This is a genomic window from Tenuifilum sp., from assembly GCF_037481895.1.
GTDB classification, from domain to species: Bacteria; Bacteroidota; Bacteroidia; order Bacteroidales; family Tenuifilaceae; genus Tenuifilum; species Tenuifilum osseticum.
The window spans coordinates 22,713-39,435 of record NZ_JBBFKU010000025.1 but is presented as its reverse complement, the minus strand read 5'-3'; the positions used below and the strand labels follow the sequence as shown (position 1 = coordinate 39,435).

General features: G+C 45.8%; 10 protein-coding genes and 1 riboswitch. Of the genes, 2 read left to right on the top strand and 8 right to left on the bottom strand.

Going from position 1 to position 16,723, the window contains the following annotated elements:
• Positions 1–33 precede the first annotated feature (33 nt).
• Both WHS63_RS08805 and WHS63_RS08800 read left to right on the top strand, forming a co-directional pair.
• The gene (locus WHS63_RS08805) at positions 34–1,476 is read left to right on the top strand and encodes a hypothetical protein (protein WP_445204788.1); all 1,443 of its coding nucleotides are present in this window, start codon (positions 34–36) and stop codon (positions 1,474–1,476) included.
• Positions 1,477–1,487: 11 nt separating this feature from the next.
• Positions 1,488–2,552, top strand: coding sequence for an endonuclease/exonuclease/phosphatase family protein (locus WHS63_RS08800; RefSeq protein WP_445204787.1), 1,065 nt, complete (start codon positions 1,488–1,490; stop codon positions 2,550–2,552).
• A gap of 264 nt (positions 2,553–2,816) precedes the next feature.
• Here the strand turns inward: WHS63_RS08800 and WHS63_RS08795 are convergent, their stop codons facing one another.
• From WHS63_RS08795 to metH, 8 genes are all read right to left on the bottom strand, one after another.
• A complete protein-coding gene (locus WHS63_RS08795) occupies positions 2,817–2,987 on the bottom strand; it encodes a hypothetical protein (protein WP_445204786.1) in 171 nt (56 codons plus the stop codon).
• 744 nt (positions 2,988–3,731) lie between these two features.
• Positions 3,732–4,808, bottom strand: coding sequence for a 3-oxoacyl-ACP synthase III family protein (locus WHS63_RS08790; RefSeq protein WP_445204785.1), 1,077 nt, complete (start codon positions 4,806–4,808; stop codon positions 3,732–3,734).
• A 127-nt stretch (positions 4,809–4,935) separates the two neighbouring features.
• On the bottom strand, positions 4,936–5,550 hold the full coding sequence (locus WHS63_RS08785) for a thiamine diphosphokinase (RefSeq protein ID WP_445199903.1): 615 nt from the start codon (positions 5,548–5,550) through the stop codon (positions 4,936–4,938).
• A 34-nt stretch (positions 5,551–5,584) separates the two neighbouring features.
• Positions 5,585–6,178 carry a nicotinamide riboside transporter PnuC gene (pnuC, locus tag WHS63_RS08780; RefSeq protein ID WP_445204784.1) on the bottom strand — a complete coding sequence of 198 codons (594 nt, stop codon included), beginning with the start codon at positions 6,176–6,178 and terminating at the stop codon, positions 5,585–5,587.
• A 193-nt stretch (positions 6,179–6,371) separates the two neighbouring features.
• Positions 6,372–8,825, bottom strand: coding sequence for a TonB-dependent receptor (locus tag WHS63_RS08775; protein WP_445204783.1), 2,454 nt, complete (start codon positions 8,823–8,825; stop codon positions 6,372–6,374).
• 90 nt (positions 8,826–8,915) lie between these two features.
• Positions 8,916–9,006, bottom strand: a riboswitch (TPP riboswitch).
• A gap of 423 nt (positions 9,007–9,429) precedes the next feature.
• Positions 9,430–11,769 (bottom strand): PAS domain S-box protein, encoded by a 2,340-nt coding sequence (locus WHS63_RS08770; RefSeq protein ID WP_445204782.1) that lies wholly within the window; start codon positions 11,767–11,769, stop codon positions 9,430–9,432.
• 315 nt (positions 11,770–12,084) lie between these two features.
• Positions 12,085–13,038 carry a methylenetetrahydrofolate reductase [NAD(P)H] gene (gene metF, locus WHS63_RS08765; RefSeq protein WP_445204781.1) on the bottom strand — a complete coding sequence of 318 codons (954 nt, stop codon included), beginning with the start codon at positions 13,036–13,038 and terminating at the stop codon, positions 12,085–12,087.
• 10 nt (positions 13,039–13,048) lie between these two features.
• Positions 13,049–16,720 carry a methionine synthase gene (gene metH / locus WHS63_RS08760; protein WP_445204780.1) on the bottom strand — a complete coding sequence of 1,224 codons (3,672 nt, stop codon included), beginning with the start codon at positions 16,718–16,720 and terminating at the stop codon, positions 13,049–13,051.
• Positions 16,721–16,723: the final 3 nt, after the last annotated feature.

Genomic DNA, 16,723 nt, shown 5'->3' with positions numbered 1-16,723 from the left:
TTTTACCAAAAGTAGAAAAATATTTTTTTGTTGATGTTTAAAAAGGTATTAAATCGGTTTTTAGTTATCATTCTGTTTTTGTTGGCGCTGTGGTCGTGCGAAAACGATAACTTTTCGTCCAGCCCATCAATCAAGTTAACCTTTAGCACGGATACGGTGCTGTTCGATACCGTGTTTACCACCATTGGTTCATCAACCCGTTACCTAAAGGTTTACAACAGGAGTAAAAGCGATGTGCGGATTTCGTCAGTATCGTTGGCTGGTGGCAGCACGTCGGCATACAGAATAAATGTTGACGGACGCCCAGGCCCATTGGTGAACGATATTCCTTTACGTTCCGGCGATAGCCTTTTTGTTATGGTTGAAGTAACCGTTAACCCTACCCTTGGCGATGCACCCTTGCTAATACCTGATTCCATTGTTTTTGTTACCAATACTAACGTCCAGGATGTTAAGCTGGTTGCCTGGGGGCAGGATGTTTACATGCATAACGGAGTAACCATTGAAGCCGATTCGGTTTTCCCCGTTAATAAACCCCATCTGATTTACGATTACCTTTTTGTGGATAAGAATGCTACCCTTACCATTCCTGCTGGGGCACGATTACACTTCCATAACAACGCACAGTTTGTAGTAGCGGGAACCCTAAAGGTTGAAGGTTCGGCTAGCTTGCCAGTAACCATGCAGGGCGATAGATTGGAAAAGTTTTACTTTGACAAGGGCGGACAATGGGGTGGGGTGTGGTTGAGTGCAGGCTCCCGGAATAACTCCATTTCTTGGGCTGATATTAGGAATGCCATTATTGGGTTGATGGTTGATACCTGCTTTACACCGGGTGTGCCAACCCTTGTGCTCTCGCACTCCAAAATAGGCAATTCCAGTTACGTTAACCTGCTTGCCCGTGGGGCAAAGCTGGAGGTTGACAACTGCCTTTTTTACAATGCTGCCTACTCAAGTGTGGCTCTTACCCTTGGGGGGGCTTACCGGTTTTACCATACCACAATATCTAACTACTGGGGCGACTACATGTTCAGGAAAGGGCCTGCGCTCCTGCTCAACAACTACTATACATACCAACTTGTTCCTGGTGGGCCGGTTCTGGTTGAACCCCGCGATTTGAACGAGGCATCATTCTTTAATTCTATTATTTATGGTAGCATATCCAATGAGTTAGGGCTGGATTATAAGTATAATGGCCAACCGGTTAATGCTAATTTCAATTACTCTTTTTCCGACTGTATCCTTAGGGTGCCTTCAACCTACAACCTGAATGACCCTGAGCATTTTACCCGGGTTATTCGCGAAGACCCCAGGTTTAAGGATGTTGCCAAGTGGAATTTTGAGCTCGATACCCTTAGCCCAGCAAAGGACATAGGTGACATTACTATTGCCACGGGTTTTCCTGTCGACTTAAAGGGTGTTAACCGACTTGCCGATGGTAAACCCGATTTGGGAGCCTTTGAACGTGTTGAGTAAACCTCTGGAGAATGAAACGCAGCCTACAACACCGAGTTTTTTGCCTGTTTAGGCTTGTTTTTTTAGTCTGTTTAGCAGGCTTGCCCATTATAATGCTTGCTCAAAACCAGGCCACATCAAGGCATAGGGTGATGTTCTATAATGTCGAGAATCTTTTTGACCCATTCGACGACTCGCTAACCCGCGACGATGAGTTCACCCCCACTGGCCAGCGCTATTGGACATGGAACAAGATGGAGACAAAAATCAATGGTATTTACAAGGTAATAATGGCCGTAGGTGAATTCGATCCTCCTGTGCTGGTTGGCCTTTGCGAGGTTGAAAATGGTTTTGTGCTCCACAAGCTTGTAAACGATACCCCACTCAGCAAGTTTGAGTACAGAGTGGTCCACCGTGAGTCGCCTGACCCTCGCGGAATCGACGTGGCTCTGCTTTACCGCCCCGATAGGTTTAAGGTTCAGGAGCGTGAGTTTGTCCCTGTTGTTTTTCCTGATGATTCGGCGCGTAAAACGCGTGAGATTCTCTATGTAAGCGGTATGCTGGGAAGCGATACTCTACATGTTTTTGTAAACCATTGGCCATCCAAGTATGGTGGCGAGCTGGAATCGGAAAGCGGCAGGTTTGCCGCTGCAAGTACTCTCAAGCGCAAGATCGACTCAATAAGGGTTTTCTACCCTCAAGCCCGAATACTTGTAATGGGCGACCTGAACGATGAGCCAGAGAGCGCCCCGGTGGTTGAAGGCTTGGGAGCAAGTGAACGGAACGACCCCAACTGCCCATCGGGGTTAATTAACATTGCTGCTATTCTTAAAAGCCGTGGTTTTGGAAGTTATAAGTACCAGGGTACATGGGGAATTATTGATCAAATTATTGTGTCGCAAAGCCTTTTAAGCGGAAAACATAGGTTATACACCACGCCGCAAAAGGCGGCGGTTTTTGAAAGCGATCAGCTGCTTGAGCCCGATAAGCAGTACAGTGGTAATAGGCCTTTCCGAACATTCGTTGGGTACCGTTACCATGGTGGTTTCAGCGATCACCTCCCGGTTTATATCGACCTGCTCGGGAATCAGCCATAAAAAAGCACGCCAGTGCTGCGTGCTTCCTCTCTCTCTTAACCTAGATAAATAATAGAAAAAATCTGTTAATTCATTGTACTTGGGTTTAACTGTTCATTTTTTACTATTCCTCTAACTTTCCTCTAACTCCACCAAATACCCGCTAGCGCGGATTTGTAATCCGTGCTACCAACAGTTGCTGTACTCTTCGCTTTGTGATGAATGCTTCCCCTTGCTCGAACGCGTCTGGAAGACGCGTTCACTTTTTTAACCTCAACCCAACCCCTATCCCTGAGAGGGAATGGAGCGTAAGAAGAAAGCATAGGCATAAAAGCCTGACCCGGCAATGGGTCGGGGGTGGAACGTGGCGGTGGGTCTAGTAAGCGATACCACATGAGCCAGGCCGCAGGCGTGGCGAATTGTATCGCGTGGCAGTTCCACCCACGGGGCATCCATCGGGTTAGGCTTTTCAGCCTTGATTTTCTTTGGTTCTTTCTTGTATCATGACAAGAAAGAACATGTGAATGGTTCTTTGCCATGCTTTTCCTTTGTGATGCAAAGTTTCAGTTTTGCTTTTTGGAAAGTCCTAGCCTGCATCGCTATACACGAGGGTGTAGGTATGGAGTTACAAATGTTCCGCCCCTACGTGGCTGGCCACTGGAAACAAGAAGGAGATTCCTCGACTAACTCGGAATGACAACATCACTGACCCCTCACTCACATTGTCATGCTGAGCTAGCCGAAGCATCTCTTTGTCCCTTTATGCCCTTAATGCCTTTTATCGTTCTTTATCATGCTCTTCATTTGCGATGCAAAGCTTCACCGTTGCTCTGTGGAATGCCATTGCGTGCATCGCTATACACGTGGGTGTAGGTATGGAGTTACAAATACTTAGCCCCTACGGGGCTGGTAGCAAGTTACATGAAGGTGATTCGCCAAAAGAGGGGATGAGGGGATTAGTTGATCGTTGTTCGTGATCCGTTGTTCGTAAACCGTTGTTCTTAAAAGAACCTTTAGCTGCCTTTATCCTTTAACCTTTATCCTTCGGAATGACTGTGGGTATTACATATTTTTCTATCCCGTTTAACGGTTCACGGTTCACGTTTAACGAATTTGACCTTCCTCTAACTTCATTTAACTCCATCACATTCCACCTATTCCGCCTCATTCCTCTAGCAATTAGTCCGGCTGTAATACTTATTACTGTTTGTAAACTATTGCGTTAATATTCATTCCTGCACCAACCGATGCAAACATTATAACATCACCTTTCCCTATTCTGTGTTCGGGTAGTTCCCCTCGCAGGATTAGGTCGTAAAGGGTGGGAACCGTTGCCACTGAGCTGTTGCCCAATTCCTTTATCATCATAGGCATGAGTTCGGTTGTGGTTTTGTCAATCTTGCACTGGCGGATAAAACGTTGAACAATGGCTTCGTCCATTTTTTCGTTTGCCTGGTGGATCATTACCTTTTTAAGTTCCTTGGGATCAATCCCCGATTTATCCATAGCCACTTTCATAGCAACTGGTACGTTAACAAGCGAGTACTCGTATATTTTTCGGCCTTCCATTTTGATGTAGCGAATGGTAGGGTCGGCCTCAGGGTGGTACGATTTGCCCAGGTAAAGGTAAAAAGCCTCATTAACCGTATGCGACATCATTGCTGTTGATATAACGCCTCTTTTTTCATCCTCCTCCAGTGCTTCAACAATTGTGGCGCCAGCTCCATCGGCAAATATCATACAATCGCGGTCGTGCTTGTCAATCACCCTCGATAGGGTTTCGGCTCCAATTACCAGGCAGCGTTTGGCCAGCCCCGATTTAATGTAGGAATCGGCCTGAATAACGCCCTGTACCCATCCCGGGCACCCGAAAAGTATATCGTATGGGATACACGCTGGGTTTTTAATCCCCAAATGGTGCTTTATTCTAGACGCCAAGCTTGGCAGTATGTCGGTTTGAATGGTTCCATGCATTACATCGCCAAAGTTGTGAGCCACAATAATTTGGTCAATGGTTTCACGGTCGATTCCGGCTGCGGCAATTGCCTGCTCAGCTGCTATGGCGCCTATGTGCGATGCACATAAATCGTCGGTTACCCAGCGTCGCTCCTCAATGCCGGTAATGTCCTTGAACTTTGAAATTACCTCGTCGACCAGCGTTTCGATGGCGGTTTCGTCCTTGTTGTAAAATGTATGGCGGGCGAACTCACGGTTACTAACCCGAACGGTTGGCACATAGCTACCCGTTCCGGTGATTACGGAATTTAAGTGTTTCATAATACAATAAACGTTTGATTAGTCCCGCTGTAAAAGTAATAAAATGAAACTAAAATCAAAATTAATCAAAGGTTAAAATTACTAATATAATGATATATAGAATGATAGGATGGTTATAAATTAAAATTTAGTATTTCTTGTAAATTATTACTGGGCCGGGTGAAAAGGTTAACTCAAACCAGTCGCCTAGACTCTCGTTCAGCGTTCCCATCCATAGTTCCGGCAAAGTTTGGTTTACAATCGGGTATTTTAGGTTCTTGGTGTAAATTACAGTTTGATTGTTTGGCGAAAAGATTGATACCTGTTGGCCTGCATAGCTGTCAATCCTGGTAGATGCCAGTAAGGGTAGTAGCATGCCAGTATCGGTGAGCATGGTAACATTAACTCCCATTCGGGCGTAGTTACATAGCAATCCAATATTTCCCAACGTGTGATCCTCACGCTTTCCGGTTGCGCCAACTATCACAATGTTTTTAATCCTATGGTTCAAGCACCATTTAACGGCTTTTGTAAGGTCGTTGGTGTTTTGGTCGGGGTCGTAGTAGAGTATGCTTTCGTACTTGCGCTTGAGATGCTCCTTAACGGAATCCAGGTCGCCTACCAGGGCATTGGGTGTTATGGCAAGATTCTCAAGCCTATCGATGGCGCCATCGCAGCATACCAGCAATGGGGCATTTAGCAGCTCATTGAGCGGTTTTGGATGCGAGGGAAATTCTCCGTTGGCCAGTATAACTGCTTTCATAATGTTGTTTTTTTTAAATGAGTAAGATTTGTTCTTATGGTTGAGTTATTGTTTTGGATTTTTCCCTTTTCCACTGGTAATATCCTACAACCGACATGGTGGTGTAAAAAACAAACAGTACCGATGTTGGGTAGAGTCCCTTGTAAAGGTATAGAGCAAGCGATACGGAATTGACTATCACCCATAAACACCAGTGCTCAATGTATTTCCGGGCGAGCATCCAGGTTGCAGTAATGCTAAGCGCTGTGGTAAAAGAGTCGCCTGTGGGAACCGGTGAGTCGGTGTAGTGAACTAGTATGTGCCGGATTATTACAAAAAAAGCAACACTTGCCGCAAGTAAAGGCAAGTAGTTGCTTTTTGGGGTGTTTGTAACAGGTAATGAGTTTTTAGCCTTTACGGCTCCGCCAAACAACCAGTGGTACCAGCCGTAAATACTTATGAAAAGGTAGTAAAACTGCAGGCCCATATCGGCATAAAACTTCGACTCGTAAAAAATGTAGATGTAGAAAGCCGAGGTTATTATGCCCAGCGGCCAGAGCCAAACCCTTTGCTTAATCTCAAGGTAAAGGTAAATAAGGCCGGTGATTGCACCAATTAACTCAATGTAGTTGTTTTGTAGCCAGTTCATTTTAAGGATAAAGGTTTAAGGATAAGGATAAAGGATAAAGGATAAAGGATAAAGGTAAAGGGTTAAAGGGTAAAAGGTAAAGATAGGGAATTTGCTCTTAGAGTTCAGGATTTTTAATGCTTTCTTACCCTGAATGCCAAAACCAACTCCCTATCTCTTAACATTTGCATTTACTAATCATCATTTTTTCAAATTAAAACTCGATGCCAACCCTAACCATAATATGTCTTTCGGCTTGGGGGTAGTAACCAATGCTTACATACTCAGGATCGCCGCTCTGGAATAGTGTGCGGTATACCCAGGCGTTGGCGGAGTACTTGATATTGAAAAAGTTGTTCACCGAAATCTGAGCAAAAATCGATTTATTCGATTTTGTCTTTAAACTATACTCTGTTATAAAGTTGTTAACCCAGTAAGGATCAAGGCTGCGGTTTCTGTTTTCGGTGTTATCGATATACTGCCTGCTAACATACTTGCTTAGCCACGAAAACTGAAAATTCTCAACAGGTATAATTGTAAAGCGTGTAAATGCTACCAGCGAAGGCGAGAACGATATTGTTGTGTTGCCGAGAGGTTCAGCTACAGGCGATTGCAGGTCGTTCCAATCGGTTGGATTATTGGTAAGGTTGGCAAAGTTTGTATAGTCCTTGATGATGTTCTTGCTCAGGGTTGTGTTTCCGTCAATTTTAAACCAGCTGGCTGGTTTAGCGGAAAAGGTAAACTCAAAACCGGTACGGTAGCTATTGGGAACATTAGCCATTCGGGCATAACCAACATCGGTGAGCTCGCCAGTAAGTACAAGCTGATCCTTGTAAAGCATGTAGTAGTAGTTGATATCAACCGAAAGGTTTTGTAAGCGCATGCGGTAGCCAATTTCCCAGTCGTTCAGCCTTTCGGGCTTAGGAGTAAAATCGGTTGAGCCCTTTTGTGCATCCTTTAGGTCGCTGCGGGCGGGCTCGCGGTGAGCAATTGCATACGAGATGTAAGCCTCGTGCCCTGAGCTAAAGCTATAGGTTGCCCCTACCTTGGGATTCAGGAAATTCCAGCTATGTTCCTGGTTCAATGCAATTACATCGGAGTCAATTCCCTTTAGCTTATAGCTAATACCCCTGTACTGAATGTCGGCAAAAACCGAAATGGCATCGGATACCTGCCAGATAGCCTTTGAGAATATATTCCAGTCGGTTTTTACACCATTGTTCCTGTACCACTCATATTTATTGGGTAAACCGATATTCATTTTACTCCAAAGAACTTTTCCAAAATGGTCGCCATCGTAACGGTTCCAACCTCCGCCGAATGTATACTCAAATATCCCTGAGCGGTAAAGCATTGTGGCTATCCCCCCGTAAAAGATGTTGTCCATCCATTTCTGCTGAATAAAGTCGGTACGTTTAATGATGGTATCGCGAATTGTAAAGTTTGGCAATCCGTATTTTGAGAGTTTACGATCGGGTTTATACTCCTCGTAGTAGCCTCTGCCATCGGTTAGGTGTAGGGTGATATTTGCGGTTAGGTTGTTTGTGAATGAGTGGGTACCCATGAGGTGGTAGTGGGTTTGCCAGTAATTATCTTTCTGATCGTCGTAGTAGCGGGTTACCCCTTGATCATCAACATACTCGCCAGCGGGATTGTAGCGGCGGTTAGTACTCATCATATAGTCGGGTGTGCCCTCCCATGTAATTCCGGTATGCTCCTCGCCATGAATAACATTTGCGCGAATAAGGCTGCGCTCGCCATTCCAGGCTGCAGTAACAAACATCGACCTGTGATCCGAGTTGGCTCGTTCGATATACCCGTCGGAGTGGAGTTGCGAGAACCGCCCTTCCATGCTGAACCCGTTCTTCATCAGGCCGGTAGCAATCCGTGCCGAAGTTTTCCAGGTATTGTACGACCCGCCAAGTAGGTCAACGGCTGCGTAAGGCTCAGGGGTAAGGGTTGTGGTTTGGAAGTTTACGCTAGCGCCAAAGGCAGGGGCACCGTTGGTTGATGTTCCAACCCCGCGCTGCACCTGTACATTATCGACCGATGCTGCAAAATCGGGTAAATCCACCCAGTAAACCCCCTGCGATTCAGCATCGTTGAGCGGAACCCCGTTAATGGTTACATTAATGCGGGTTGGATCGGTTCCGCGAATGCGGAAGGCTGTGTTGCCAATTCCAATGCCGCTTTCCGATGATACTACCACCGATGGTAACATTTCCAGCAGGTAGGGCGTGTCGCCTCCGGTGTTGGCCTGCTTAAGTTCCTGGCGGTTGAGCGTGGTTTGTGCAATGGGCATGCGGCTCGAAGCTCGGGTTGATGATACAACAACTGCATCGAGGTACTGCGACGATTGCTTTAGCTCAAGATTCAACTCCATATCGCCATTAACCTTAACCTCAACCTGAACGGATTCGTACCCCAGGTACGAGGCAACAAGGGTGTAACTACCCTGCCGAACCTGTGTAAGCCGATAGTACCCATTGAAACCGCTGAAGGTACCCAAAAAGGTGTTTTCCAGCTTAACGGTAGCACCCACCAACGGAGTGCCGTAGGTGTCGGTAATCTGTCCGTAAATGGTAAATCCCAGATTCTCGGTAGGATTTGCTTGCATGGTAAAACCTGCAAGCAGAAGTGCATAGAGCACAAATGCAATTTTTTTCATGTTTTTTTCCCTTTAAATAGTTAAACATAAACCAGGTTCGGGCATTTAAGCCGCAAATCCTGAATAACTATAAAGGGGGAAATTGTGAGATGTTGACAAACTCTTTTTCCCTTCGCCGGCATTACCCGGATCAGGTTCAAAGGGTATGATCTCAGCCCTAAGGGCACCCCCAAAAGTCAACTGCAAAGATAGCAAAAAAAAGTGTGAAGTGAACCGCGAGCGGTGAAAAGATAGCAAACTAAATGAATTGGACTTGCCTTATATTGCTCCATCGTATGAATCAAGGTGTCAGAAAGCCAGTTTCTCTTTGTTTTGTTTAATCCCATTATTTCGGAAAAAACTTCCCGGTAAAACTGGTTTTTGTCATGTTGAGCGCTAGCGAAACATCACATTAAACCGAGAGCCTTTGATTATGCCTGTTGAAAAATATTTCATAGTCTAGAGCCTTAATAAAATACCTTGAAATCGTCAAATGGAAATTTCATTTATCATGGTCAGGTTTTGGCTGTTTGGTTTTAGCGGTTTGGAATACGGTTGAAATGTGTATAAACATTCCAATAAAGCTATCGGGCTACAGCTTTACTATAAAAAGTATTTTATGAATTTATTCCCTACGGCTTTCCTTCAATACTGAGTAGAGGCTTTGGTAGAGCGAGTTTGGGTCAATGGGTTTGGTTATAAACTGGTTGCAGCCTAAGGCTATGCTTATTGCCCGCTCATTGCTGAAGGTGTGCGCAGTTTGCACAATAATTGGCACCTGGGCGTTGGTGGAGCGTATCCTTTTAATGGCATCGTAGCCATTCATCACCGGCATTTTGATATCCATAAGTATGGCGGCTATCTCGGGATGCTGATACTGGATCTCAGTTGCCAGTAGGCCATTATCAGCCTCAAGTATGTTAATGTCAAAGTCCTTGAGTACCGTTTTTAGGTAGTACATGCAGTTGGGGTCGTCCTCGGCAATAAGAATGGATTTGCCTTTGAGTAGGTTTTTCAGTTCCTGGAGTTCGTACCCGTAAACCTTTCCCCTATTTTGGGTTGTAGGAGCATTAATAGGTAATGTGAAACGGAAAGTGGAGCCCTTGCCCGTTTCCGATTCAACCCATATTCTGCCGCCCATAAGCTCAACCAACGATTTGCAGATAGCCAGTCCTAAGCCAGTACCACCGTACTGCTTGGTTATATCGGTATAGGCCTGACGGAAACGCTGGAAAATAATTTCCTGCTTGTCCTTGGCAATACCTATACCGGTATCGCTTACAAAGAACTCAAACTCATTGGTTTCGCTATTTATGTTGTAGCCAAATTCCACTTTCCCCTTATCGGTGAACTTAAGGGCGTTGTTTATAAGGTTTGTAAGAACCTGACGTAATCGCATGCGGTCGGCATTAACCATGGCCTTGGAGTCGGGCAGCGAGGTGGTGTAGTTAAAAGCTATTTCACGCTTGGGTAAGTCGGGGTTTGCGTTGTAGAAGAAAGTGTATATCTCGTTAAGCAGGTCGTTAATGTTAACCGCTTCGGGGTTAATGGTTAGCTGCCCAACGTCAATCTTTGAGATATCAATAATATCGTTGATTAGGGTAAGGAGATGATCGGCGCTGGTGCTAATTATTCCCAGGAATTTCTCGCGCTCCTGAGGCGTGGTATCAGGGAAGTTTCTGAGAAACTTGGCAAAGCCAATAACACCGTTTAGGGGTGTGCGAATTTCGTGGCTCATGTTAGCCAGAAATGCTGTTTTTAGCCTGTCGCTCTCCTCAGCCTTTTCCAATGCCTCAACAAGTGCCTTCTCGTACTGGGTGCGTTCGCTAATGTCGTTTGCAATACCCAAAACCCCAATGGTTTCACCTGTTGTAGACGTTAGCTTTTGCTTGAATATTTGAAGAATGTGCTTTTTGCCATCGGTAAAAGTAACCTCCTCGGTTGTTTCAATTGGCCCATCGGAGTTTAGTGCCTGCATATCGCTACGGCGGCATTGGGCAATCTCCTCCTCGGTCATGGAGAATTGCGATGTGCCATAGCCTATGTTTTGGCTAAACCATGGATTTATTATTGGGTATGAGCCGTCGGGGTTAACAACCCAAATGCCAAGCGGGGCATTGTCAACTAATGATTTTAATAGGTTGCGCTGTTGCTGAAGTTCCTGCTCCTGTTCCTTTTTAGCGGTAATGTCCTTTACTGCGCTAATCAGTCGGAAAGGTTTTCCGCTGCTATCGAATTCAGGGTAAACAGTATTCTCAATCCAGTACACTTTGCCATTTTTGGCCTTTATTCTAAACTCTAATGTAACTTTCTCGCCTTTCTGGGTGATAGTCCCAATGGCTTTCTTGAAAGCATCAATGTCGTCGGGGTGGACAATGGTTGCCCATTTTTCAAATGAATCAACATCTTCGGGCTTATAGCCAAGCTGAACCATTAGAGTGGAGCTTAGCCACTCACGTTTAAACGAGCCGTCGGGTTGAATGGTGAGTATTGAAGCCGAATCGGAAGTGAGCGATGATAGGATTCTGAAACGTTCCTCCTTGATGGTTAGCTCCTCCTGTGTTCGGTAAAGATCGGAAATATCCTCTACAATTCCCATTGCTCCCACAACCTGTCCGGTTTTAGGGTTGGTTAATGGCACTGCTTTCAGTAAAACGTAAACCTGAGCGTTGCTGGTTGTGGTTGTGTATGGCCCTTCGTAGTATCCGTTTTTTCCATCAAGTGCATCGAGTATGGCCGGCAATACCGATTTATCGTTAATTTTATGCATGTTCAAACCAACCAGCAACTCGCGCTTTGATTTGAGTATCTCAACAAAACGGTCGTTGCATTCGGTGATAACAGCATCGGTGTTATACTGAAATAAACCAATAGGCGATTTTTCAAATATCAGCCTATACTTAAGTTCGCCATCGTATTCAAAGCTACCTTCAAACCTCTTTTCGCCCACTTTTTTCTGAGCCATAGGCGTAGTAGATTTTTTCGTAAGATACGACTTTTACGGCGGTAATCCAAAAACTTTTTTAAGGGGTGCTGATTCACTGTCAGTTTAGTTGGTAAAAATCACTCCTTTTGTCATCCTGAGCAACCTGTCCCGCCTTGGCGGGGAGCGAAGGATCCCTCTGTATCGCTTTTTTTCAGGTTTCTCGCTTAGCTCAACATGACAAGCATTCCTAGCTAGACGTTTTGGGGATAGAGGGCTGAAAATATCATTAAGAAAGTAATGAAAATTTTCCTGCGCTCTGCTCAGGATAATAAGTGGAAGCAATGCAAACAATGGCTAAAATACGGCTTTTGCAATTTGTGCAATATTGTCGGCCTTACCCATGGTGTAGAAATGGATGGCTTTTACTCCCGAACTCTTTAGCTCCCTTGATTGTTCAATTGCCCATTCCACTCCAAGCTGCGCTACCTGGTTGTTTGTCTTACACTTTTCAAGTTCAAGAACCAGCGCTTGAGGTATATGAACATCGAACACCCTGGGAAGAATGCTAAGATGCTCCTTTATGCTGATGGGCTTCAGCCCGGGAATGATGGGGACAGCTATTCCGGCCTTACGGCATTTATCAACAAAGTTGAAGTAAAGCTTGTTGTCGAAAAACATTTGGGTAACTATGTAGCTTGCTCCGGCTTCAACCTTTTTCTTTAGGTAGTGAATATCCGACTCGCAGTTTGGCGATTCAGGGTGTTTTTCTGGGTACCCAGCCACCCCTATGCAAAAGTTAGTTGGTTTGGGTTTCTCCATCAGCTTTTCAAGGTAAACGCCACGGTTCAGGTCAGTAACCTGTTTCACCAGGTCAATGGCATACCTATGTCCTCCTGCCCTGGGTTCAAACCTGCCCGTAATCTTATCGGCATCGCCACGCACTGCGAGTATGTTATGTATTCCCAAAAAATCGAGGTCAATAAGGGCATCCTCTGTCTCGTGGGCGTCAAATCCGCCGCATATAATATGGGGGACAACGTCAATTGCGTACCTCTGCTGTATTGCAGCGGCAAGTCCAATGGTGCCGGGGCGCCGCCTAACCTTTACCGGAACCTGTATCCCATTTTCGTTGGGCATGTAAACCACCTCCTCGCGGTGGTAGGTTATATTTATATATGCCGGGTTGTAGGGCAAAAGCTTGTCGATTGTGGCAAAAATGGTTTCAATGTTATGCCCCTTGAGCGGCGGTAAAAGTTCAAAGGAAAAAAGCGTTGACTTTGAATTATTAAGTATATCGATTACCTTCATTTCATTAAATTTATTGGTTTGCTAAAAAGGTTGGAAACAATCGGGCTGCTTCGGTTGTACTAACACCAATTCGTTTGGCATAGTCCGCCAGCTGGTCGTTATCAATTTTACCAACGTTGAAATACTTGCTTGCACTACTGGCAAAGTAGAAGCCTGCCACTGAGGCCAATGGGTTCATGGCCATATTCTCAGTAAGGCTTATGGAAGCATTCCGTGGGATATCGAGAAGCTGAAAAATCCATTGCTTACCACGATGATCGGGGCAAGCCGGGTAACCCGGAGCAGGCCTTATGCCTACATATTTTTCCTGCAGCAGCTGTTCCACGGTTAGCGACTCGTTGGGTGAGTAGCCCCAGAAGTCCTTTCGGATTTTTAGGTGTAGCCACTCAGCAAAAGCTTCGGCAAGCCTGTCGGCCAAAATTTGAATCATAATGGCGGCAAAGTCGTTTCCATTTTTCCGGTATTCCTCAATAAGTGTTGCAGTGGTGGAGCCAGTAGTAACCGCAAAACATCCTAACCAATCGTTAATGCCTGAATTTGCTGGCGCAATAAAGTCGGAAAGGCATAGATTTGGCTCGCCCTCGGGCTTTTGCTCCTGGTTTCGCAGGAACGGCAAATGGGTTAGGGGCGATGTTCGGGTTTCGTCGGTGTACACAATAACATCGTCGCCACTGGAAGCGGCTGGGAATATTCCGTAAACCCCTTCGGGGGTTAAAAGTTTCTGGTCAATGATTTGCTTGAGCATGGCCACGGCTTCCGCTTTAAGTTTTTGTGCTTCGCTGCCATGAACAGGATCGGTAAGTATATCGGGGTAACGGCCCTTTAAACCCCATGCCCTGAAAAAGAATGTCCAATCGATATAGGGAATTAGCTCATTTACATCGATATTGCTTAAGGTATTGATGCCTGTTTGCTTCGGCTTAACTGGTTTGTAGTTTTCCCAGTTCAGCTTAAGGCTATTTTTGCGAGCTTGCTCAATTGGAACTAAAACAGTTTTACTTCCTGAATAACTTTCGCGTAGTTGCTGGTAACGCTTTCGGTAGTCATTTATGGTACTTGCGGACTTGTCAGTGCTCAGCAAGCTGGCAACAATGCCGCTTGCCTGTGAGGCATCCCTAACATGGACGACTGTTCCCGGGTATTCAGGTGCGATTTTCAGGGCAGTATGCAGTTCCGATGTGGTAGCACCACCAATGAGAACCGGGATGTTAATGCCGTTTCGTTTTAGTTCCTTTACCACATGTACCATCTCGTCGAGCGAGGGTGTGATAAGGCCGCTAAGGCCAACAATATCGGCTTTACTTGCTTTTACTTCTTCCACAATTCTCTCGGCAGGTACCATAACCCCCAAATCGATGATGCTGTAACCGTTGCAGGCGAGAACCACACCAACAATATTCTTACCAATATCGTGAACATCGCCTTTTACGGTTGCCAGTACTATTTTCTTTTGTTCTGTCCTCTGTGAATCCATTGCTTGCGCTCCGAGGTAGGGTTCCAAAACCTTTACAGCCTGTTTCATTACGCGCGCACTTTTAACAACCTGAGGTAGAAACATCCGACCTGTACCAAAAAGATTGCCTACTTCGCGCATTCCATCCATCAATGGCCCCTCAATTACACCGATAGGCGATTTCAGCTTGTTGTAGGCTTCCTCCACATCAACCTGAATAAACTCATCGGTTCCCTTGATAAGCGAGTGCTTAAGCCTTTGCTCAACGGGTAGTAATCGCCAATCGTCGGTTTTGTGATACTGCAGGTCGGTTTCTTCAAGCTTACTGGCATAGGCCAAAAGCCTTTCGGTTGCGTCGCGCCGGCGATTTAGCACTAAGTCCTCAGTGAGTTTAAGTAGATTTGGTTCAATATCGGTGTAAACCATCAGCAGCGATGGGTTTACAATACCCATATCCATACCTGCCTGAATGGCGTGGTAAAGGAATACCGAGTGAATGGCCTCCCTTACCAGGTTGTTGCCCCTGAACGAGAATGAAAGGTTACTAACGCCACCGCTAACCTTGGCGTAGGGTAGGTTCTGTTTTATCCATTTAATGGTTTCAATAAAGCTAACGGCTTGTGTTGAATGTTCAACCATGCCTGTTCCAATGGCAAGGATATTTGGGTCGATAATGATATCCTCAGGCGAAAAGCCAACCTTTTCGGTTAAAATTCGGTAGCTACGTTCAGCAACGCGACAGCGGTGCTCGGTAGTAACAGCCTGCCCGCTTTCGTCGAAAAGCATCACAACCACTGCGGCGCCATACCGTTTAATAACTTTTGCCCTACGGGCAAACTCCGTTTCACCCTCTTTCAAACTTATTGAGTTTACTAAGCTTTTCCCCTGAGTGCATTTCAGCCCTGCCTCAATTACATCGAAACGCGATGAATCAATCATTACAGGAATACGCGCAACGTCGGGTTCCGATGCAATCAGGTTTAGGAATTCAGTCATTGCTCTTGGAGCATCAATTAGGGCGTCGTCCATGCAAATGTCAATAGCCTGGGCGCCACCCTCAACCTGTTCGCGGGCAACCGAAAGGGCCTCGGCATACTTACCTTCGGCTATCAAGCGGGCAAACTTTTTTGACCCTGCCACATTGGTTCGCTCGCCAATGTTGATGAAATTGCTTTCGGGTCTTATCTCAAGCAATTCCAAACCGCTTAGTCGAGTATGACGTGGAATTTCTGGTATAATCCTGGGTTTATAGCGTTGGGCCAGGTTGGCAACAAGTTCAATATGCTTTGGGGTGGTTCCGCAACATCCTCCTACAATGTTTACCAGCCCATTGGCTAGCATATGCTCTACAATTTCAGCCATTTCCTGTGCCGATTGGTCGTATTCCCCAAACTGATTTGGTAGCCCGGCATTGGGGTGTGCGCTAACAAAAAATGGTGTAATAGCCGAAAGCTCCTCGAGAAACGGATACATCTGTTCTGCGCCAAAGGCGCAGTTCAGGCCAATGCTTAGGAGCGGGAAGTGCGATACAGAGCAGACAAATGCCTCAAGGGTTTGCCCGGTAAGCAATCGTCCCCCGTTATCGGCTATGGTTGCCGACACCATAACAGGAATATCGATACATCTGCGTTCAAGTATCTCTGAAATGGCAAACAGCGCAGCTTTGGCGTTAAGAGTGTCGAATATGGTTTCAATTAGCAGGATATCAACCCCACCATCAATAAGCGCTTCAGCTTGCTCTGTGTATGCGCTTACAAGCTGGTCAAAGGTTACTGCACGGTAGCCAGGACGCTCCACATCGGGCGACATGCTGGCAGTACGGTTGGTTGGCCCTATGGAACCGGCTACAAATCGCGGTTTTTGTGGATTGGCATTACTGAACTCATCGGCAATGGAACGGGCAAGCCTTGCTCCGGCAAGGTTTAGCTCGTAAACCTTGTGCTCCAGCCCGTAGTCCGATTGCGAAATTCGTGTGGAGTTAAAGGTGTTGGTTTCAATTATGTCGGCTCCAGCCTCAAGGTAGGCACGGTGTATCTGCCCTATCACATCGGGGCGGGTAAGGTTAAGCAGGTCGTTGTCGCCCTTAAGGTTTACGGGGTGATTCTTGAAAATATCGCCTCTAAAATCCTCTTCCTTTAGCCTATTCCTTTGAATCATGGTGCCCATGGCACCATCCAGCACCAGTATCCTGCTTTTCAGTAACTCCCTCAAAACTGTTGTTTTTTCCATAAA